At 59.8% G+C, this 20842-nt stretch carries 15 protein-coding genes and 1 pseudogene; 12 read left to right on the forward strand and 4 right to left on the reverse strand.

The genetic code is table 11. The annotated features are described in order from the left end of the window. Positions 1-4 precede the first annotated feature (4 nt). The 5 genes and pseudogenes from ACVK00_RS01185 to ACVK00_RS01205 form a co-directional block, all read left to right on the forward strand. Entirely contained in the window at positions 5-907 is a 903-nt protein-coding gene (locus ACVK00_RS01185) for an SDR family NAD(P)-dependent oxidoreductase (protein WP_354123146.1), read from the forward strand. A 148-nt stretch (positions 908-1055) separates the two neighbouring features. After that, a complete protein-coding gene (locus ACVK00_RS01190; RefSeq protein ID WP_354123147.1) occupies positions 1056-1793 on the forward strand; it encodes an OmpW/AlkL family protein in 738 nt (245 codons plus the stop codon). 213 nt (positions 1794-2006) lie between these two features. Next, a complete protein-coding gene (locus ACVK00_RS01195; protein ID WP_354123148.1) occupies positions 2007-2780 on the forward strand; it encodes an SDR family oxidoreductase in 774 nt (257 codons plus the stop codon). Positions 2781-2976: 196 nt separating this feature from the next. Further along, the gene (locus ACVK00_RS01200; RefSeq protein WP_456826939.1) at positions 2977-5217 is read left to right on the forward strand and encodes a LamG-like jellyroll fold domain-containing protein; all 2241 of its coding nucleotides are present in this window, start codon (positions 2977-2979) and stop codon (positions 5215-5217) included. A 2-nt stretch (positions 5218-5219) separates the two neighbouring features. Continuing rightward, positions 5220-5867 (forward strand): annotated as a pseudogene (locus tag ACVK00_RS01205) (DNA-binding transcriptional regulator); the annotation flags it as partial. 260 nt (positions 5868-6127) lie between these two features. Here the strand turns inward: ACVK00_RS01205 and ACVK00_RS01210 are convergent. The 3 genes from ACVK00_RS01210 to ACVK00_RS01220 form a co-directional block, all read right to left on the reverse strand. Beyond that, complete coding sequence (locus ACVK00_RS01210) at positions 6128-6463, reverse strand: hypothetical protein (RefSeq protein WP_354123151.1); 336 nt, start codon at positions 6461-6463, stop codon at positions 6128-6130. An 89-nt stretch (positions 6464-6552) separates the two neighbouring features. After that, positions 6553-6804, reverse strand: coding sequence for a BPSL0761 family protein (locus ACVK00_RS01215; RefSeq protein ID WP_354123152.1), 252 nt, complete (start codon positions 6802-6804; stop codon positions 6553-6555). Between the two features lie 100 nt (positions 6805-6904). Next, a complete protein-coding gene (locus ACVK00_RS01220; RefSeq protein WP_354123153.1) occupies positions 6905-7486 on the reverse strand; it encodes a DUF6471 domain-containing protein in 582 nt (193 codons plus the stop codon). A gap of 315 nt (positions 7487-7801) precedes the next feature. Here ACVK00_RS01220 and ACVK00_RS01225 point away from each other — a divergent pair, with 315 nt between their 5' ends. From ACVK00_RS01225 to ACVK00_RS01255, 7 genes are all read left to right on the forward strand, one after another. Then, positions 7802-9109: a hypothetical protein gene (locus tag ACVK00_RS01225; protein ID WP_354123154.1), complete on the forward strand. Its 1308-nt coding sequence runs from the start codon at positions 7802-7804 to the stop codon at positions 9107-9109. Positions 9110-11350: 2241 nt separating this feature from the next. Beyond that, positions 11351-12646, forward strand: a complete 1296-nt coding sequence (locus tag ACVK00_RS01230; protein WP_354123155.1) for a hypothetical protein — start codon at positions 11351-11353, stop codon at positions 12644-12646. Between the two features lie 148 nt (positions 12647-12794). Beyond that, entirely contained in the window at positions 12795-14369 is a 1575-nt protein-coding gene (locus ACVK00_RS01235) for a hypothetical protein (protein ID WP_354123156.1), read from the forward strand. After that, complete coding sequence (locus ACVK00_RS01240) at positions 14366-15160, forward strand: PDDEXK family nuclease (protein WP_212173049.1); 795 nt, start codon at positions 14366-14368, stop codon at positions 15158-15160. The genes ACVK00_RS01235 and ACVK00_RS01240 overlap by 4 nt, the downstream gene beginning before the upstream one ends. After that, entirely contained in the window at positions 15157-17484 is a 2328-nt protein-coding gene (locus ACVK00_RS01245) for a hypothetical protein (protein WP_354123157.1), read from the forward strand. The genes ACVK00_RS01240 and ACVK00_RS01245 overlap by 4 nt, the downstream gene beginning before the upstream one ends. Positions 17485-17908: 424 nt before the next feature. Next, entirely contained in the window at positions 17909-18277 is a 369-nt protein-coding gene (locus tag ACVK00_RS01250) for a cupin domain-containing protein (protein WP_228909481.1), read from the forward strand. 90 nt (positions 18278-18367) lie between these two features. Continuing rightward, entirely contained in the window at positions 18368-19093 is a 726-nt protein-coding gene (locus ACVK00_RS01255) for a glutathione S-transferase (protein WP_228909480.1), read from the forward strand. A 201-nt stretch (positions 19094-19294) separates the two neighbouring features. On the opposite strand, the gene ACVK00_RS01260 is transcribed toward ACVK00_RS01255, so the two are convergent. Beyond that, positions 19295-20836 (reverse strand): amino acid permease, encoded by a 1542-nt coding sequence (locus tag ACVK00_RS01260; protein WP_284893818.1) that lies wholly within the window; start codon positions 20834-20836, stop codon positions 19295-19297. Between the last annotated feature and the right edge of the window lie 6 nt (positions 20837-20842).

Genomic DNA, 20842 nt, shown 5'->3' on the forward strand with positions numbered 1-20842 from the left:
TCGTATGTCAAGTTTCGAGATGTTCAAAACGCCAATGGCGTTTCGGACATCTCTGTCTCGCCGGTCAATTAGTTGTTTACGGCACATCGTGATGCCGGAAGGACATGACGTGTTCAAAGACCAGGTTGTAGTCATCACCGGCGCCGGCTCGGGTATCGGCCGCGCATTAGCGATAGAGCTGGCGCTTAAGGGCGCGCGTCTCGCGTTGTCGGACATAAGCGAGAGCGGGCTAGCGCAGACACTTGCACAACTGCCAATCGGCGTCTCCGCCGGTTCATATGTGCTGGACGTTTCAAACCGGGAGGCAATGCTCCGCCATGCCGATGACGTTGTCAGAGACTTCGGTCAAATAGACTTCGTTATTAATAACGCTGGTACCTCGGTGCTAGCCACAGTCGAACACGCGACGCTCGAGGAATTCGAGAAAGTCATCGGAATCAACCTGTGGGGTGTGATCTACGGCACGAAGGCGTTTTTACCAATGATGTTAGCCAGACGTCAAGGCTGCATCGTAAATGTGTCGAGCGTTTTCGGATTGGTGGCAACACCATGCTCGGCTGCTTACACGATCTCCAAGTTCGGCGTACGCGGGCTAACAGAGACACTGTGGCAGGAACTTGAAGGTACCGGTGTGAGAGCTGTCCTCGTGCATCCCGGCGGCATTAACACCGGTATCAGCAAGGTACCCAAAGCCGCGCATGAGACGGAATTCGAGCGCCGGCTATTGGCTGCCAACAAGCGGCAGATGACCACCACACCCGAGCAGTGCGCGCGCGAGATCGTGGCGGGCCTCGTGCGAGGAAACAAGCGACTGCTGGTGGGAAATGGCGCTCGCTCATTGCAATGGATTGCTCGACTGTTTCCAGACAGCTACGGAGCGCTCGTGCGTCGCAAGTTGGGCGTCTAGCAATTCTTTTGCGTCGTTCAACTGCGTATTACGCAGCTGGCGACCGGTGAGAAGTGGTCGCGCGCAGCGCTCTCGAACGGCTGTACCAGACGGGACAACGACTGGCGTTTTAATCATCAAATATGAAAAAAATAAACCGGAGACAATCATGTGGAATTTGAAAGGCGCTGGAACTTCAAGCCTGGCTGGGCTGATGTTGTTTGCCGGGTCGATTGACGGAGCCTACGCGCAAGCAGCCGGCAGCAACGTTCTCAACCTTGGTTGGGCGCATGTTGCGCCTCAAACGGGCAGCGGCCCGCTTACTGTGACTAGCATCGGCGGGATGCCCGTTAACTCCCCGATAGAGGGTTCGGGCGCTGGCGCCAGAAGCTCTGATTTACCGGCATTCACCTTCGAACACTTTTTCACCGATCAGATCGGCGTTGCGTTTCTCGGTGGCTGGCCGGGCCGCATGCAGCTCGAAGGTCGCGGCGTGATGAACGGATACGGCGTGCTGGGCGATACTCGAACATGGGCGCCGGAACTGGTCTTGCGCTATCACTTCGGCCAGGCAGACGGTCGGTTTCGACCTTTCGTTGGCGTTGGTGTCAACTACACGTGGTTCACCAACACACGGGTGACAAACGGGTCATTTGTCGAGCAAAGCTTCGGCCCCGGTGGAACCGCCACCGCCTCGGCATCCAGCTCATGGGCACCCGTATTCCAGGCTGGACTCGACTATCAGATAAATCGCCGATGGTCCGTCGGTGTCTTGCTCGCGTATATCCCGACCGATACGAACGTCACGTTAACTGGCAGAACCGCAAACGGGCAGGAGATCGTTAGTCATGCGAAGGTGCGCCTACGGCCGCTCGTCACTTACCTTGGCCTCGCATACAAATTCTAGTATTCGACAGAAATAGGAAAACTCGACGGTGCTGCAACCCTGGAGCGGAACTGCAATCTATCCAGGTTGACCGATTTCCACATCGTTACAAGATCAAAGCTGGAGATCGGTCGAGGCAGGCCGCTGGCGTCTTGAACTCGCGTTTCTGTCAACTATTCAATAGATTCGCGAGCCTGGCAAATGCACTGCAAATCGAAGACGGGAGAGGCACCCATGCGTATGAAAGGGAAGGCTGTGCTCATTACAGGCGGCAGCAGTGGAATCGGATTCGCAACCGCCAAGCGCCTCGCGGAGGAAGGGGCAAGAGTCGCGATCACGGGACGCAACGAGGAAACCCTAAGCGCGTGCCAGGAAGCGCTCGGCGAGCAGGCAGTCGCTTTTTGCCTGGATGCGACGGACTTCGCCGGTCTGGAGAGCGCGATCGCTCGTATCGTGGCACAGATGGGTGAACTCGACGCAGTTTTTCTGAATGCCGGCGACGCCAGCATCACCCCTATCGGAGCGACGACTGAAGAACAGTTCGACCATTTAATTGCGACGAATTTAAAGAGCCCGCTATTTTATCTTCAGGCGCTTCTGCCACATTTGCGAAACAATGCATCGGTCGTTTTCAATAGTTCAATCGGGAATACCATTGGATTGCCTGGCATGGCTGTCTACGCCGCCAGCAAGGCTGGACTGGTTGGAATGGCACGGTGCCTGGCCTCGGAGCTATCCGGGAGAGGTATTCGCGTAAATGTGGTTTCGCCCGGCAACATTCGCACGCCGTTCTGGCGGACTGTAGCGGATGACGCTCATATCCCGGCAGTTCATGAATTCGCCGCGCGATCTGTGCCGATGGGCCGCTTGGGCGAGGCTGAGGAAATCGCCAATGCCGTGCTTTTTCTATGCTCAGATGAATCGTCTTACGTGCAAGCCGCCGAGTTGTATGTCGATGGCGGCGTAACTGGCGCGATGATGGGTGCGCCAGCATATCGCCGGAATTAAGCGCCCGGCGCCCGTTCGGAAGTCAAGTTACCCGAAGGCAAGGCTCGACCTCGGAGCTGGCCGTGGTCGCGTCCCACTCTGCCGATAAAAAATATTCACCGCTTCGGCTATTGCGTTGGCTTGCTTTGTCACACCGACCGACTGTCGCGTAATCCATACTGTTGCGCGGTTCAACAAAACGACAGGGGAAATAAAGATGTCGAAATGGGTCATGGAGCGTGCCAGCGTCGATGAGTTGCCGAATCCTGCGCGTCGAGCGTTGTCACTTGGCTTGGGGCTACTCCCCATGCTGCCGCTGCTGCCGGGACTCGGAGTCCAGGCAGCAGCGGCGGCTCGTGCAGGCACGGCGCTCGCGCCGGCTTCGACGAGTGGTGTCTTCCGTCACCCGGGACTGCTAGTCACCGAAGACGACTTCACCCGCATCCGTGCGCTCATTAAAGCCGACCAGGAGCCGTGGACGGGCTGGTGGAACAAGCTGTGCTCCGAGCCCAACGCCTCCTTGAACGCCAAGCCCAATCCGCAGCCCGCAGTCTACCGGGCCGACAGTACCAAGTACGCATTGTACGGCGACATATGGCACGCCTGGACCGTGGTACTGCGCTGGAAGCTGTCCGACCCGCAAGACAACCGCTATGCCGACAAGGCGGTGGAGTTCCTGGACGCCTGGGCGAACACCCTGAAGGAGATCGGGACGGTGCCTCCTGGATCGACCGCCCATGACGATCACACCTTCATCATCCTGGCCGGCATACAGGGCCACCAGTTGGCGCAGATCGGCGAGATCTTGCGCACCTACTCCGGCTGGGCGCCGGCGAACCTGAAGCGCTTCCAGGACATGCTCCTGAATATCTTCGCCCCGATCTCGTCGTGGTTCCTCAGCGACGGGCGCATCGGCTCCCATGCCAACTGGGACATGGCCTCGATGGTGGGCGCCATGGCTATCGGCGTGTTCTGCGACAAGCCGGACTTGTACCGCCAGGCCTACGATTGCTACGCTGGCAACAACCGCGGCAAGCTCAGGAACTTCGGCAACGGCGCCATCGGACATGGTGTGTACTTCATGCACCCGGGCCATTTCGGCCAGTGGGAGGAGAGCGGCCGCGACCAGGGCCACTCCACGCTGGGCATGACGCTGGGCGGCGACCTGCTGGAGATCGCCTGGAACCAGGGCGACGACCTTTACGGGCTGTACAACAACCGCTTCCTGGCAGCCGCCGAGTACGTGGCGCGTTCCAACCTGCACGACGAGAACGGCAAGCCCTACCCGATGCCGTATGCGCGCGAGCAGAATCCGTCGGCGCCCCACACGTCCCTGTGGACCGAGGTGAACCAGTCGTTCGGGGACCTCCCCGGGAGCGATCGCAACTGCTGGGAACCCATCTACAACCACTACGTCAATCGCATGGGACTGGCGGCACCGAACGTTGCGCGCATGGTGAAGCTGGTCGAGCCGAAGTACGGCGGCAGCAGCGACGACGTCTGGTGGCCGACGCTGATTCATCGCCTCCCGGACTATGCCGGCCCCATGAAGCCGGCGTCTGGCCTCACGGCCTACCTGCGCGGCAACCGCGTCGTGCTGTCGTGGTGGGGCAGCGTCGGCGCAACCTCGTATGAGGTCAAGCGCGCTAGCCAGGCCAACGGCCCCTTCAGGCTGCTGGGCACAGTTTCGGCGAGCGAGGTGCTCACCTACAGCGATATACCGCCCAACGGCGTCTGGTTCTACCAAATCACGGCGCAGGGCCCTGGCGCCCCGGGAGCTGGCTCCAATGTGGTTCGTACCGCCGTTCCCGGTGAGGTCCGCCTGTCCCTGCCGCTGAACAACCCGAACGGCACCGGCACGCACGGCGTGCTGCGGACCGCCGCTGGCACCATGACCTTCATCGAGGGCAAGCTGCTGGACGGCGCGACCTGGGGCGACGGGCGCCGCAACGACAAGGCCATCGTGTTCGACGGCCAGAAGGCCGGCCTGCAGCTGCCGTCGGGCATATTCAGCGACCTCGACGACTTCAGCGTGTCTTTTTGGGCCCACGCGAATGGGCTGCACTGGGACAGCTGCATGTTCTTCGCGGGGCTGGACGCGAACGCAGCCATGTGCATCGCACCCCAGACCCGCTCGGGCACGCTGTGCTTCGTGATCTTCGGCGCGACAGGCAACGACGCGCAGGTTGTGGCGGCGCCATGGGCCCTCCCGATTCGCCGCTGGGTCCATCTCGCGGTCACGCTGCAGGGCAATACCTGCCGCCTGTATGTTGACGGTACCGAGGCCGGGAAATCCGACGACATCCTGCTGTCGCCGCGCCAGGTTGGCGACCAGGTTACCTTCCTGGGCCGCAATTGGTCGCATCCGTCGTTCAACGGCCGCATCCAAGGCTTCCGCGTGTACGCAGGCGCATTGAGTGCCGCGGAGGTTGCAGCGCTGACCCGTGATGTGATGTGAGGTTCGTGCGACGCAGCACATCGGACGACAGCTTCCGCCTGACGCTCGCGGTGCGTTCGTTGAGCGAGGGCTTCACCGATACCGAGCGCATCGTCACCGTGGCGCCGCCGATCACGGCGCAGCTGCTGCAGCGCGTCGCGTGGCCATCCGATCTGACCACGCCCGATGGCGACGCGATGATCATCCGCGAGACGCCGCATCGCTTCAGCCGGCTGTCGTTTCATCGCGCGATGGTCGGGCGGCGCTTGCCGATTCTGCTGACGGCGGCAGGCCGCGCCTACTTCGCGACGTGCGCCGACGAGGAGCCCGAGGACATTCTGGAACTGTTGCGTTCCGACGCGGGCGGCGAAGAGCAACAGGCGTTCGCGAAGAACGATGCGCTCGTACGAAAGCTGATCCAGCGAGCGCGCGAGGATGGTTTCGGCTCGAATAACGGTGGCTGGACCGCACAGGCGAGAATCGGTGCGGTGGCGGTCGCGATCAGCGCGGACGAACGCGTGATCGCCAGTCTCAATATCGTCTTCCTGTCACGCGCGGTGAGTCTCGAAGATGCCACTCGCCGCTATGTGCCCGAACTGCAAAAAGCAGCACTGGATATTGCCGAAGCACTGAGGCAGGAACCAGCAACTTGTCCCCATGTATCAACGTAGATTCCTGGACCGACTGAATGTCGTGAACGGGAGGCGGATTCGCCGGTCGATGCAACACACTACACGCTGCGTAAGCAGTCGTAGACCAAAGCTAATGGGTCACGATTTCGGTGTTCGCCGACTGCAAAGCGGTTTCGTACAAATCGTGAAGTTGTATAACTAATCGTCAAGTGCCGGACAATCTGCACGATTTGAGACGTCCGGCATTATCCCCACTCGACAAGCGACTTACTCATCGCATCGGGGCGCCTTGCACTCAATCACGTACGGGAATCATCGCCAGTTCCAGCGAGTAGCTGCATGGTGACGTCGGAGTACGACTTCACGTCGTTCACCGTGCACCACCGTTTCCACACGTACTCTGCATCAAGTGACCAGCCATCCTGGCCGACCAGTTGATAAACGCGGCCCGACCGAGTCTGGCCACGCAGCGTTGCACGGTCAAAATTCGTAATCGCGGAACTGACACGACCAGTCAAATCAAGCACATCGGCACCGACGAAATGCCGGGTTCCAGCATCTATCTCGAAGATACGCCAGCTCGATAGCGTGACGTTAGGCGCTTCGTCAGACGACGGCAGTCTCCAGATTGGCACCGCAGTCTCCCGTGCTGAGTGAGCTTTCAGCTCGTAAAGTCAAGCCGGGCAATCCATGAGCCGAAAGGCCCGGCGCCGCACCCGCCACTTCATCGGCCGGGCCTCGTGCGCGTCACCGGCATTTCCCAACACGCCGGATACATGGCGCACGTCAACTCGATGTCCATCAACGACGGATAGTGGCGCAACAAGTTCTCCGCGGCGCTTGCAATCTCGCGAGGAATCCCGCAAGCCACCGGGCTCCCAAGTTCCATTAGAAACGTCCGTGTCCTAAGAACGGCAACCGTCCGTTCACTCGGCGTAGTCATCCCCTCCACTCCTTGGCCAGCGACAACCTCCATCTCGGAGTGTGTCGACCCGGAAATAAAAACCGTTACCAATATACGGTTTCATTTTAGACGATGGCAGGCGATGCGCAAGGGAACCTCCACGCCACAAGCCTTACTCGACGGGATGTGTGAATCCTTGCATTGCCACTGATGTGAGCGCCTCGAAATCAACGAAAGCATCCAAGCTTCGGCTTCTCAGCACGGCCATGCACTGGAGGAAGAACGAGAGGGAAAAGGTGCCAGCAGAAAAATGCGAGAGCATCGTCTCTTCAGTTGTTTTCACACCCACCACTGCAAGACGACGCACCAATTCATCTGGGGTAACCCATGGCTGCTGAGACAATTCAGCCGCAAGAACGGCGTACGCACGCGCCTGCCATGTGTCGTGCAACACGAGGGCCTCAGCCCATAAGTTCGGCGGACGAGTTCCGGTTACGTGAATGATCTGAAGGAGCAAAGTGAACTTGACAGAGCCACGCGCCACACGAGCAATGAGCGGACGCTCGTCCTCTCGTACGCCTTCCCTGGCCAACGCTTCTGTTAGTTCTGCGTAGCTGTAGTCCTCACGAGCAAGCGCAACCCGGATCACACGGGACGCCAAACTTGCCCAGGACATATCCGCCTCGCTCACACGACTCCTTGAAATTTCATCATTTCGAGCTAAATTAAACTGTGACCAAAGCCTCACTTTCACACCGATTCGCGCAGCGCGGAAATCGACCCATCCGCCGCCTCTAGGAGGCCACGCTGCCGAATCGGCGGGTGAACCGTCAATAAATCACAACAAAAGCGGAACGCCGCGGTTAAGGTCCCGTTGGGGCTCTCCGCGCGCCCCCATGCACTAGGCGTAAGTCGATCACTTCATCTGCACAGAATGCGATACGCCGCCAAACAAACACTAAACGGTCGAAAAGCGAGTGGCTTGACAGCCCGATTGGAATCCACCCCATTATAGGGTCGGTCCGAGGGCTCTACCACTGTTCTCGGGTGCACCTGATGGGGAGCCGACATGAGTCGAACGACCATGACACGCACCCGCGCGCCCGTCGTCGATGTTTCCGTTCGCGAGGAGACTCTGGATGATGGCAATCCGCTCCTCATTGGTGTCCCACGCGTGCCGCGGCTGCCTGAAGCTATGCGTCTGACTGAGCTCTCCGAGGGCGTCGACACCACCAACTGGTCCATCGAAGAAATCATCGCACATCAAGCTTCCCACGCATTTGTTACTAATGCGACGTTCGCACGCGCACTTATGGCCGTTATTTGCCAGGTTCGCAGCTCGTATCGCAGTCGCGATCTACGTACGCCGGAATGCCGGGGCCACGCCATCAGCGCGAACTTGCTGCTCCATCACACAGCTGCACGACAACGGCGCGAAATTCCGTCGCGCTTTGGCGTCGCCCCTCGCGCCCAACCGCGAGGAATCATACTTGCCGCCTCCGTACGCATGGGACGGCGCTCGTTCGCTGGCATTGTCCAATCACAGATTGGACGCGGCACAAGACCCTTCAAGGTACCGGTCGCTACTGGATTCACCGAATATTTGCAGCTTAGATCGCTGCGAATTCAGTGGCCAATCGGCGGCAAGTTGCCAGCACTTGGGCAAGCATACTTTGGGGCAATCGACACGGAGTTGGACACCGATTATGCAGTCCGCACGCATAGCCCAGTGTTTCGCGAGAGCGACGTGGTCCCGTGGATGTGTGCGCTCGGCGTTGCATCAAACCTTGGTCTGCTTATCGTCGAGCGAATTAATTACCACGATGCGCATACGAAAGCTGCCGAATCAAGTTGGAATGCGCTTGGGGAGTTCACGCGGGTAACCGGCATCCCGGTGCTTTGCCTAGCAACACCGGGAGCTGCGGCAATTGGTCTTTCCGAACTACCCGGCGTCGTGAGCGACCTAACGGGAGCTGGATTGATCGAAATCGCCCATTGCCGCAGCTCACACGACTTACACTGGATCGATATCTGCCAAGCCATCAATGGCAACTCACTGGGCGTCGTCTGCGCTCATCCAATGCCTTCATGGCTGCCCGATGCCGCATACGACCTAACGCTCGGGTATCCGGGGGCACTTGCCAGAGCACTGACAAGCATCGCGCTTCAATTTTCGGCGCTCAAGCTCACGTCGCTCACCGCGGAAATCTTCATGCAATATGGTCGCAAGGCACTCGAGCTCGATGCGCCTCACCTCGACGCCGTCAGGATGTTTCGCCAAGGGGGATCGTATCGTCCGTCAAGCATACTCCGGCACGCCGACTGGCTCTCATTTGGCGAACTCGAGACAGCACATCAGATGCCGGAACTGCGCTAGCGGATAGCAGCGAGGCAACCACCATGTTGAGAACACTCTACGCAGCGGCCCCACACGAGACTGCATTCAGTCTCCTCGAAGCACTTGCCACGACAACATGCGACCACGTCATCCAAATCACCGCCGAGCACGCATACTACGTCGATGCACCATTACTTCAAACCGCGCCCTGCCGGCTGACACGGTTTTGTGCGCTCACGGAAGGCGCATACGGCAGGCCCGAACAGGTCCTGATGCAACGAACGCTATATCCCTTTTACATGAGTTGTCTCCCTACTTCGCTGGCAGCGACGGTCGCGACACAAATATGCGGCACCGGAAGAAGCCATGTGCCATGCCCCGCCGTTCCTACACCATTACGCGTCGGAAACCGATACGGGCTCTCCTGCCCTGAGTGCAACCGGCTCTCACGCGCAGAAACGGGGCGATACTGCTCCCTAACCTTCCATTGCTTACCATTCCTGGCCCGCTGCCCCGTGCACGGTTGCTCGCTATATCTTGCAGATCGGTGTAGTGCGCGCGAACTTGGGATGTACGCTTTCCGAAGCGCAGGTTGTTTGCGCAACAGTCAACACCTAAGTGAGATTTGCACGCAGCTACTGTGCAGCACGGAAAGTCACTGCGCGCTCGATGAAATCCAATCTCTCCTGCTCGAGCGTCGATACCTGACTGATGACGGCGCGCCTAGGGAAACTGAGTTGGTACGGGACATCAATGCCGTGCTATCGGACGGCTTCGAGGATAGCAGGCTCAATTTCTGGCTGTTTCAGCTCCAGCTGATTCGCCGAGTCGTGCGCCACTTGCAGCAGCCCCAATATGCGCATCATCCAACGGCGATTGCCGTTCTGTTGATCGCACTTGCACACATCGAATATTCGCGCCGACCATGCAGGTCACAGCCCGTCAGGCCAGTCGCCCTTGGCATCAACACTCCTGGAACCTTGCGATGTCGGTCAGGGAGCAAAGAGAGAGACCGTACTTCCTCGGGCGCGACGCGTAATGTGCTTCACAAGAAGCGAAACATCGACTGCGTGGCTCAAGTTAACGCGACAGAAAAGACACGTACGCCAACCGCCACTTGCGGCAAAGCAAGTGCCTCGGGTACCATAAAATCGTAGATTTTAATTAGAACCACGAAATGTGGATTTTGTCAAGCAACCGAGTCACGCATTCAAGACTGGTTTTTAAGCTACAAATGGAGGGAATTTTCAGCGAGACGACGATAGTGACATAAATCCCATCGCCGATTGAAGGTCGGCGCGTCAGGGCGGTACCCCTGACGCGCCGGGTTTGGTGGCGGCCCCAAAAAAGAGCTCCACGCGGTCACACGCGGAAAGACTCTCACGATGGGTGCGCCATGTCAACCCATGCCTGTATGCAGAAAATCGACAGGCATCTGAAAGGCGCAATCATGTCAGCGAAGAAAAAGCCGCCGCAGTCCGAGCCTGTGGGCAAGCTCATGCATCGACCGCTCGGAAACCGCGATCTGACCGGGAAACCACCTCCAATGCCAGGCCCGGCATTCACGGGCCCACCGCGGCCGCCAGCCCTGAACCCATGCGGGGGGCGGTGTCACTTTTCGCTCCTGCGGCCCTGCGCGCAAGAAGCTTCGGCGCGCAAGTCGCCGGAAGAACGCGCTGAAGCGCATTCTAGGTCCGAGATACCGCATATCTGCTATCAGCTCTCGATACTTCGACTCGACATGCCGGTCCCGCGACGACGCAGGACGCTAGCCCATGAATAGATGCGAATGGGTGAAACGTCGGGACCTGCTCCAAGCGTAAGCGGATCGCACACCTCGCCATCGGTGCGCGGATCATCGACGCGACCAACACAAGCGCTTTCGTCAAGGTTGTAGCGCTGCCGGGCGTCGTCACGCTCGTGAATGGCCCATTCCCGCATCCATACGATGACACTCCGACGCACCGACATTTGAGATCCATTTCCAAAGGATAACTTAGTAATGAAACTAAAAATCTCAGTAGTCGCCTCGACCATGGAATGCGTCAACTCAATTGACGTTTGGCAGACTGGCCCAGCCTCATTGTCACAACCATCGTCTAGATACACACGTACGCGTGTCGCGTCCACGGTTACTCCCCTCAAAACCGGGGATATCGCGCGGCCCTCGCTACGGTTGGTCGCAACCCAATTCTGCACGCATCTACGCGAGGTATTCAAAGCAGCACGCATGTGGCAGCGCCGTCCATCGATCCTGCGCGACACGTCGGAGGCGAGATCATGAAGCAGGAAGATACCGACGAACGTAGCGCTCTTGTGGTCCTCCCGCAATCAGCCTGGACCAGCGACAACCCACTACTGGAAAACGTTCCAGCAATTCCAACCTTATCGCAGGCGATGACTCTTATCGAATCGCAGCTGCCGACCCACGCGAAACCGTCATCCCGCGAGGAAGCCGTCGTATGTAGGATGGCCGAGACGTTCGTGTCGAACGCGATACTCGCGCGTGTTCTCATCATCATTCTCACGCTTGTTCGGCGCTCGTACGGCATCAGGGATTTACGCCTGCCCGAATACCGCGATTTCGCGTTCAGTACCCGCGCCTTCCTGCATCCGAACCCTCTTTCACGCGAGCAGATCCCCTCTGGGTGTGGCGTTGTTCCGAGGGCGAGGCCACATGGACTGGTTCTAGCCGTCCCAGCATGTACAGGGCGACATTCGATTGCCAGCATCGTCGAATCGGTCGTCGGAACCGGATCAAGGGAAGTCATCGTGCCTGCTGATGCAGGATTTAACACATATCGTCAACTGCGCGCGCTCAGAATCAACTGGCCAGTCGGCGGAAAACTCCAAGGTCTTGGGCGAGCGTTCATCGGCGCCATCGACTCGACGTTCGATACGCACTACAACAAGCTCGCGAAAACCCCTCTCTTCGTCGAGCGAGATGTGCTGCCGTCGATGTGTGCACTCGGCGTCGCATCGAACCTCGGCTTGCTCATCGTCGACCGGATCAATGTGGAAGACACTAGTTCCAGGTATGCGGAAGCCACTTGGAATGCGCTTGCGCAGTTCACCAGAACGACAGGCATCCCCGTTCTGAGCTTGCCCACGACGGGTGCAGCGGCGCTGAGCCTCTCGAGATTACATGGAGCGTCGGACGACTTGGCATCCAGTGGCGTCACGGAGATGACGATCTGCCGCGATGCCGCAGACCCCTACTGGGTGGCCGTCTGCCGCGCTCAGTTCGACGCGTCGCTGCGCGTAGCCGGAGTCAGATCGATGCCATCGTGGTTTCCTCAGGCAGCGCACGATCTGGCGCTTGGGCACCCGGGACTGCTTTCGATTGCGCTGGTCGGCGTCAGCCTGCATTTCCTAGCGTTCAATGTAACCAAGTTAACGGCCGAAATGTTCTTGAAGTACGGCCAGCAGGAGACTGCACTGCATAGGCCGCATGTCGATGCTGTGCGGATGATCCGGCAAGGCGGTCGCTTTACCACATCGAGCCTGACCAGGCATTCCGATTGGCTCTCGTTCGATGAACTTGCTTCGACGCATCCAACGCCGGAGCTGCGGTAGCTTCGGGAGACGACCATGCAAACAACGCCGAGGACCACTGAGCCACCAAGATGCCCGTCGAACCGTTGGTGCCGCCCGTCGTCATTACAGATGCGCAAGTGCCAACTGCCACTCCTACCATCACCATCCGTTGGAGCGCAAATCGATCATGGAACTATCAGCCACGGCCGTGAAAGGCCTCTTATCTCTCCCATCGATCTGCAAAGGCGAAAATTTCGCCGGATTTCTCACGAAGAATCAGATGAACTCACTCGTGCCAATCAGCAGGCAGTTCGACGACAAAGTTTCGTGGGTTCTCCCTCACTCCCTCGAAAAGCAGGTCCCGCGCCTTGGGAGCGCCGTAGGTTCGGTGAATGGTGTACTCGCCGACAATACGTTGTTGCCCGCCCTCAGCCGCTTCCTTGCTCCAGCCGACGCAGCCAGACTGCGTGCCTACCATCTTGTCGGCGTAAGTCCGCCACACAGGCATCCCTTTGCCGCATTCCGGAACAGCTTTCCGGGGTCCAACTGGAAACCGGGGATCTGTCTTGCCTGCCTGGACGAAGACATCTCGCCGGACGGCAATCCATTCTGGCGTCGCGATTTCGTACTCTTCGACTTTCGCCTTTGTGCCAGGCACGGGACCCGCATCCACGACATCTGCGACACGTGCGCAAACTGCGGCCGCTGGCTACGACGGCTGACCTGGCCGAAGTCGAGATGCCTATGCGGCGGCGACCTCAAGCCGCGCGTTCACAGGGACATGCAGGGATTCGAGCATGTGGAATTCGACTTGGCACGAGGCTGGTCCCGGTTGCTGGACGCGGGATTCGCGCCGCACATGCACGGGCCGGCAATCGCCGCGGTCATCAACAGACGGGCGCAGTCAATTGGCATCGTTGACGGTATGCACGTGCGCTGGAACGACTTCTACGAATTCTTCCTTTCGCCAGGATGCATGCGTGTAGCCCAAAACATCGGCTTCACGTTCAAATCTGAGAGCGTCAGGGGAGCCCTGGCGGGCGAGGCTCCACCCCGCAACCCATTTCATGCACTTTTCATGCTCATCGCGCTGTTCGATGGCTGGGACAACGCCGAATTAGCATTACTCTCGCCTGCGCCACCACCACCTTCAACTCACACAAGGGTAAAACAGGGGCGGTCGCCCGAACTCGAGACGGCGGCCAAGAAGCGCCTCCACAAGATTTCAATGACTCTGCTTCCGGAGACGATTGCGCAGTACAACAAATTGCGCAAGAAACATCCTTCCCTCTCCCACAGCAACATTCGCGAACTTTTGCCTCCCACGAATCGACTCGCCGTGACGAGAGTGCGACTTCTCGAGCACGGTGCGAACGTGCCTCCCGCCAGGCATGGAACGGCCATGTACCGGAAGAACGATGCGTTGCTCGTTCAGAGAATCAAAGAACGGGCGCGTACCTTCAAGGCGATGAATACGACGCGTCGTCTAACGGCCCACCTCCTGATCGGCGGGCATCGCGGATCGGCCTGCTCACGTCGCGTTTTTGTCGACCGCTATCCGAAAGCCGCCGCAGTCCTCGAAAAACTCATCGAGACGCCTCTGCAACGTTATATCCGATTGCTGCGTCCACTCGTTCTCTCCGGCCAGATACCCGGATGGCGTGCGAAGGATGTCGGACGCCTCAAAGACCTACAGTTCAAACAAGCCCAGCTCCTCTGGAACCGACATATGTTGGCGGAAAAGAAGCAAGGGCGATCATGAAGATACTCGAGTTACCTCTTCCATTCGTCACCCCCCGCGACGTTGCGCTTCCGCGCCGCGACGAGTTCGGCGTGCCGTACGGTGAAGACTATCTACCGATTCTAGACGGGGCCGACAACAGCAGGATGGCGACGCGCGCCAGTTTTGCCGGCGTCAAATTCTGGCGTGTTCACGAAGCTCTAGCTCTCAACGAAAAGCGCGCGTTGCTCGCTTTCGGCTTTAATCCCTACGTCATTTCCGTCCGCGACCAGTATCCGCTCTACGATCAGGAGGCGTACAACCGCGCCCGCCTTCGCGGAACGAGGATGCCCTTCTCCGACCTGTCAGCAGTCGACATCGTGCTAACCGTCGTATTGCCGGACACGCCCGGCCTTCATCAGCATGTCGTTTCCATCAAGGACGCCCAGGCGGAATTCGACCAGACAATCGCCCGGCAACTCGAGCGCGAGAACAGCAGATGCTCACGACGCCAGTGGACATGGGAGGTTCTGCGCGGTGACCAGTTTGGCAAGAGAGCGTGGATAAACAACTGGCTTATGCGGTCGTGGATCTGTGGCGTCGACATCAACAGACACTATGACGAAGCGCAGGCATTCGCTTCGAGACTGCTCAATTGCTCGAGGCGTGGCGACCTCGACCGGATCATGGACAGACACGCTAGGCATCTCGGCATTCCGTCCGACAGGGCATACGAGCTATTCGCAATCGGAACGTGCTTCGGCTTTCTATACCCCGACCGCAACGAAGAGCTTCGCGTAGACAAACCATTACATCTGGAGTTCGCGCCATGAGCACCGAGAAAACTTGCCCCCAGGTGTTTCCTCCCGTGGGTGACAAAGCAACGATCGCAAGGTTACGCGAGTTCGCCTACTCGCAATGGCCCGCGGGACTGTCGCGCTTTGCCACATTCGCTCTCGATGGCGACGCCCCTGATGTCGCCTGGGTTGCGGTAGCCTGGCAGCCCGATACGCGTCGGCTGTACGCGCTCAGAATCTCGCGTACCGGCAATCCTCCGGCATCGCGAATGGGCAAAACGATCTGGGTGGACGACGGCGACTGGGTATCGAGAGTAAGGGTGCCGACGGATCGGTCTCTTCCGGCAAACATGGAGGCAGATCTTGCATACGTACCCCCGAGCATGCTCAAGGGATATCAGCGACGTTTAATGCTCCTCCATGCGCTGATAATGCTCGACCCAAGAGGGCGTCGACAGTCGTCGGATTACATGCTCAACGATGACATCTTCTTCGACATACATATGCGAGCGAGGCGTATCGAGCAAATCGCTCAAGCACTTGGAAGGCCCGCTCACTTTAAAGGGTACATCTGCAAACTTTTTACGCGATTTATGTGGTATGGCGGCCGCGAAAGTTCGATGTTCGCACTAACACCGCAGCAGGGTGGCCCCAATAAGAAACGACTGAGTCCGGCAATGAAGCCTGGTCGACTCACTCGCAGGGAGATGATGAACCGGGCTCGAGCCACCATGAAAGGTAAAACGACGTTCAGGCGCGGCGGACGCATCGACGCTAACGATATCCGCAACATGACAGAAGCGCTGACAAAATATTGGGCAGGCGAAAAGCTGGGACTTGCGACGACCTATCGGCGAATGGTCGACGAATACTATCAGGGCGTGCCGGAGGAACTTATCCCAAGCTACAACCAGGTCCAATACAACTACAAGGACATCGTTCAGGCCAACGGATTGCTCGAGAAGCGTTATGGACAGCAGGTCACTGCGCAATACCTGCTGCCAAGGCCCGGTAGTTCCAGCGACCTGTCTCAAGGTGTGATGGAACTGGTCGATGCCGACGGATTCCGACCAAAAATCCCCATCGGCGCCCTCGTCAAGGGAAGGCTCGAGCCCGTAGAAATCGTCGTCGTGCTGGTCGTATCAAGATCGTCGGGAGCGATCGTAGGATACGAGATAAGTCTGGAGGGCGAGCGCCCATCCGGATACTTGAGGGCTCTGGTCTGCGCCCTCCTGCCGAAGGATGAACGCGTGGCTTCGCTTGGGCTCGAACCTCTGCCCGGCCTCGTTTACGGCAATATTGACGGCATGTTCGTGGATAACGGCGCAGGGAAATCGAAGGCCGTGCAAGCAGCTGTTGTAAACCGACTCGGCGGCATAATGTTTTATGCGCCCAGTGGACGGGGCGACCTGAAAGGCGTTATCGAGCGGGTCAACAACGCGATCATTCAGTTGGTTGCCGAGGAAACACGCCAGGGTTACACACGCGGTAAGAGCCTGCTCGAAAGAACGCGACGCGAAGAGAGGAAGCGCCTCAAGCCAATCTCGCTAGACGACTTCGAGCGACATCTTCTGAAGACAATCAGCTACCTCAATACCACGTCGAACAAAAGCAGACTGAGAACGCAAGCCATGAGGAACGCAGGGGTCGGCATTGCGCCAGCCGACATCCACGTCTACAACCAGGGAATCCGGCGCGGGGAGGCGGCGAAACTTCGAACACCCGCCGAAATCTACGACATTTTCCTTCCTTGGGAGCAGGTCACCGTCGTTAACGGTCGCATACGGTACAAGCGTGCAGGATACACTTCGCCGGATCTCCTTCAGATCGCGACTGAATACTCCATGCTTCCCGGCAAGAACCCACGGCTCACGGTCGAAGTGAAGCGCGTTGGCCGGTTCTCCACCACCTTGCTGTGCAGGAACAAAGGCTACAAGGTGTTCGAAATCGAAATGGTCGAGGAGGACAAACGGCGGTTTGGAATGCTCACCTGGAAGAACCTCGAGCTTGCGTTGCTGGACGATTCTATCGGTGAAACTGTCCTCGCGAAACGTCGGGTCAAGCAATCGAGAACCCTGAAGGCAACGAAACAAGAAGGTATCAACGCGATCGAGCGTGGGCGCGGAAACCCCTACGCCGGCGCGGTTGGCATGACGAAGTCGAAGGCAAAACAAAACGCAGCAGCGCTCAGGGAAAGCGATCAGGGTCGCGCAGAGCGGCGTTCGTACGGCCTCGATACAGGCATCTCCGCCGCGAAGCCACAGCCTCTTCCCAAATGGGAGCTCGAACCGGTTCTTCCGGAGGACCCGTTGGCCGCCGCCGCCCTGCTGGCCGAGGAGCGGCACCGGAAATCGTCGTAACCGTTTGTCGCGAAAGCCGGGAATTTTTTCCAAGGCCCAGCGCGTTCGGCCTCCGCAAGCCATTTGGCTCCCAACAAACGCCAGCCCCCCGGAGGAAAAGCGGTCAGTCCCCGATAAATATCAAGCGCGCACTGCTCGCGACTCGTCTGGCCTGCCTTTTGGTGCCCTGCCTTCGAAAATAATCCATCGTTTTAAAATCTCGTACGCTCTTTCAAGAACGCGATTGAGGACAATGTCGGCATCGGCAAACCTCGCCTCGAAGCCTTGATCCACGGGTGTTTGCGGGCTGTCGCGAAAACTAATCAATGGTGGTCTTCGAAACTATTTCACTGCGACACGGCGTTCACCCCGAGCCGGATTCCGGCCTACGATGGGACGACGCACGTCTGAACGTCCCCACGATCCGGACCCGGAGCCCACGACGATGAAGCTCGGCATCCATGATTCGCTCGCCCGCCTCGACGCTGAAGGCACGCTGTTCACGACACTGTTTCGCCACGGCTCACTCGACATCGAGTTGTACCGGCCGCGCGGCGAGGACCTGCAAACGCCGCATACGCGCGACGAGGTCTACGTGATTGCCGCGGGCACGTCGCGGTTCGTCCTCGACGGACGCGAATGCGGCGTCGCGGCCGGCGACGTGCTGTTCGTGCCCGCGTTCGCGGCGCACCGCTTCGCCGGCTTCTCCGACGACTTCTCGACCTGGGTGTTCTTCCATGGCCAGGAAGGCGGCGAACGCGGCGAGCGCAGCACCGGACGCGACGCGCGCGGCACTTCCCGCTCGATCTCCTAGACTGTCTATTCGCAACGGGCGGCGCATGGCCGCCCTCCCCGCCACCACGATGCGGGCAACCCCGACGCATCGACCGGACAGGAGCAATGCATGCGATATGAACTCTATTACTGGCCCGAAATCCAGGGTCGCGGCGAATACGTGCGGCTCGCGCTCGAGGCGGCCGAGGCCGACTATGTCGACGTCGCGCGCGAATCGGGGCGCGGCATGGGCGTGTCGGCGATGATGCGCATGATGGACAGCACGAAGGACGAATGCGTGCCATTCGCGCCGCCGTTCCTGAAGGCCGGCGACGTGGTCGTCGGGCAGGTCGCGAACATCCTGCTGTTTCTTGGCGCGCGGCTCGGGCTCGCGCCCGACGACGAAGCCGGGCGGCTGTGGGTGCATCAGCTCCAGCTGACCATCGCCGATTTCGTCACCGAGATCCATGACACGCATCACCCGATCGGCAGCGGCCTGTACTACGACGACCAGAAGGCCGAGGCCGCCGAGCGCGCGGCCGATTTCCTCGCGCACCGGCTGCCGAAATACCTCGGCTACTTCGATCGCGTGCTCGAGCAGAACCCGCACAAGGGCGGCTATCTCGCCGGCAGCGCGCTCAGTTACGCGGACCTGTCGATATTCCAGCTGATCGAAGGCCTGCGCTACGCGTTTCCGAAGGCGATGAAGCGCGCGGAGCGCAAGGTTGAGGGACTCGTCGGCCTGCACGATCGCGTCGCGCAGCATCCGCCGGTCGTGCGTTATCTCGAGTCCAAGCGCCGCATCCCGTTCAACGACATGGGGATCTTCCGGCACTATCCGGAGTTGGACAAGTAGCGTCGATTCAGGCGCGGACCGGCGTCTCGTGACGCTGTCGCCACGCGGTCAGGCCATTCGCTTCACGCCGGAACACGGCCAGCGAGCGTCGCACCGCGCGCCGCCCTTCACCGTCGGTCGGTGTCTCGCGCCATTCGTCGATCGCGATCGCGAGTCCAGGGCGTGCGCCATGCCCGCGCAACTGCGGCGCACGCTCGCCATTCAGCGCGACTGCCCGTGCTGCCCGTGCTGCATCAGCGCCGCGTCGACGGCCTCGACCGAGCGCGTGAGCCACGGCCCGATATCCATCTCCTCGTACCGCACGAGCCGGCTCTTGCGCACGCGGCGATACGCCCACCAGATCGCGACGAACAGCGGGATCCACACATAGATCGACAGCACTTCCATCCAGTTGATGCGGGTCGCGAAGAACGCCTGGTAGTCCTGCCCGAGCGAGATCACGATGCAGATCGCGATCGCGAACAGCGGCCCGAACGGAAACCACTTCGCGCGGTACGGCAATTGATCGAGCCGGTAGCCCTGCTTCAGGAAGCCCTTGCGGAACCGGTAATGACAGACCGCGATGCCGAGCCACGCGATGAAGCCGGTGATGCCGACCGTATTGAGCAGCCACAGATAGATGCTCTGGTTGTTGGTCAGCGACGTGAGAAAGCACAGCCCGCCCACCGCCATCGTCGCGTACAGCGCGTTGCGCGGCACGCCGCCCGGTGACAGCGTCGCGAACATCGCGGGCGCACGGCCCTCCGCCGCGAGGTTGTACAGCATCCGCGTGGCCGCATAGGTGCCGGAATTGCCGGCCGACAGCACGGCCGTCAGGATCACCAGGTTCATCGCGCCGGCCGCGAGCGGAAAACCCGCGTGGCTGAACACGAGCGTGAACGGGCTCACGCCGATATCGGTCACGTCGCTCTTCAGCAGGTTCGGATCGGTGTACGGCACCAGCAGGCCGATCACGAAGATCGCGAACACGTAGAACAGCATGATCCGCCAGAAGATCTGCTTCACCGCGCGCGGGATCGTCTTGCGCGGGTTTTCCGATTCGCCGGCCGTGATCCCGACCAGCTCGGTGCCGAGAAACGAGAAACCCGCGATCAGCGCGACGCTCATCATCGCGTGCACGCCGCCGACGAACGGCGCGTCGCCGGTCCTGAAGTTGCGCCAGCCGACCGGCTGCCCGTTGCCGAGCAGCCCGGCCGCGATCAGCAACCCGGCCGCGATGAACCCGATCACGGTGACGACCTTGATCAGCGAGAACCAGTATTCCGATTCGCCAAAGCCGCGCACGGACAGCGTGTTCAGCAGGAAGATCAGCACCAGGAACCCGGCGCCCCACCATACCCCCGGTATCGCGGGAAACCAGTAGCGCATCACGATCTGCGCGGCGACCAGCTCGATCGCGATCGTCACGGCCCAGCTGTACCAGTAGGTCCAGCCGAGCGCGACGCCGAAGCCTTCGTCGACGTATTTCTCGCCGTAGATCGCGAACGAGCCCGACACCGGCATCAGCGCGGCCATCTCGCCGAGCCCGGTGACGACGAAATAGACCATCAGCCCGATCGCGACATACGCGGCGATCGCGCCGCCCGGCCCCGCCTGCGCGACCGACGCGCCCGACGCGACGAACAGCCCCGTGCCGATCGAGCCGCCGATCGCGATCATCGCGATGTGGCGGCCCTGCAGCCGGCGCTTGAGCGCCGTCCCGGACGGCGCGGCCGTCTGCGCTGCCGCTTGCAAAGCATCCATAGTATT

The sequence above is a fragment of the Burkholderia sp. PvR073 genome (assembly GCF_054055695.1).

What these genes read in the sequence shown, in the direction of transcription:
- ACVK00_RS01185 (WP_354123146.1), top strand. Translation starts at nt 5, where the DNA reads ATGTCAAGTTTCGAGATGTTCAAAACGCCAATGGCGTTTCGGACATCT.
- ACVK00_RS01190 (WP_354123147.1), top strand. Translation starts at nt 1,056, where the DNA reads ATGTGGAATTTGAAAGGCGCTGGAACTTCAAGCCTGGCTGGGCTGATG.
- ACVK00_RS01195 (WP_354123148.1), top strand. Translation starts at nt 2,007, where the DNA reads ATGCGTATGAAAGGGAAGGCTGTGCTCATTACAGGCGGCAGCAGTGGA.
- ACVK00_RS01200 (WP_456826939.1), top strand. Translation starts at nt 2,977, where the DNA reads ATGTCGAAATGGGTCATGGAGCGTGCCAGCGTCGATGAGTTGCCGAAT.
- ACVK00_RS01215 (WP_354123152.1), bottom strand. Translation starts at nt 6,804, where the DNA reads ATGGAGGTTGTCGCTGGCCAAGGAGTGGAGGGGATGACTACGCCGAGT.
- ACVK00_RS01225 (WP_354123154.1), top strand. Translation starts at nt 7,802, where the DNA reads ATGAGTCGAACGACCATGACACGCACCCGCGCGCCCGTCGTCGATGTT.
- ACVK00_RS01230 (WP_354123155.1), top strand. Translation starts at nt 11,351, where the DNA reads ATGAAGCAGGAAGATACCGACGAACGTAGCGCTCTTGTGGTCCTCCCG.
- ACVK00_RS01235 (WP_354123156.1), top strand. Translation starts at nt 12,795, where the DNA reads ATGGAACTATCAGCCACGGCCGTGAAAGGCCTCTTATCTCTCCCATCG.
- ACVK00_RS01240 (WP_212173049.1), top strand. Translation starts at nt 14,366, where the DNA reads ATGAAGATACTCGAGTTACCTCTTCCATTCGTCACCCCCCGCGACGTT.
- ACVK00_RS01245 (WP_354123157.1), top strand. Translation starts at nt 15,157, where the DNA reads ATGAGCACCGAGAAAACTTGCCCCCAGGTGTTTCCTCCCGTGGGTGAC.
- ACVK00_RS01250 (WP_228909481.1), top strand. Translation starts at nt 17,909, where the DNA reads ATGAAGCTCGGCATCCATGATTCGCTCGCCCGCCTCGACGCTGAAGGC.
- ACVK00_RS01255 (WP_228909480.1), top strand. Translation starts at nt 18,368, where the DNA reads ATGCGATATGAACTCTATTACTGGCCCGAAATCCAGGGTCGCGGCGAA.
- ACVK00_RS01260 (WP_284893818.1), bottom strand. Translation starts at nt 20,836, where the DNA reads ATGGATGCTTTGCAAGCGGCAGCGCAGACGGCCGCGCCGTCCGGGACG.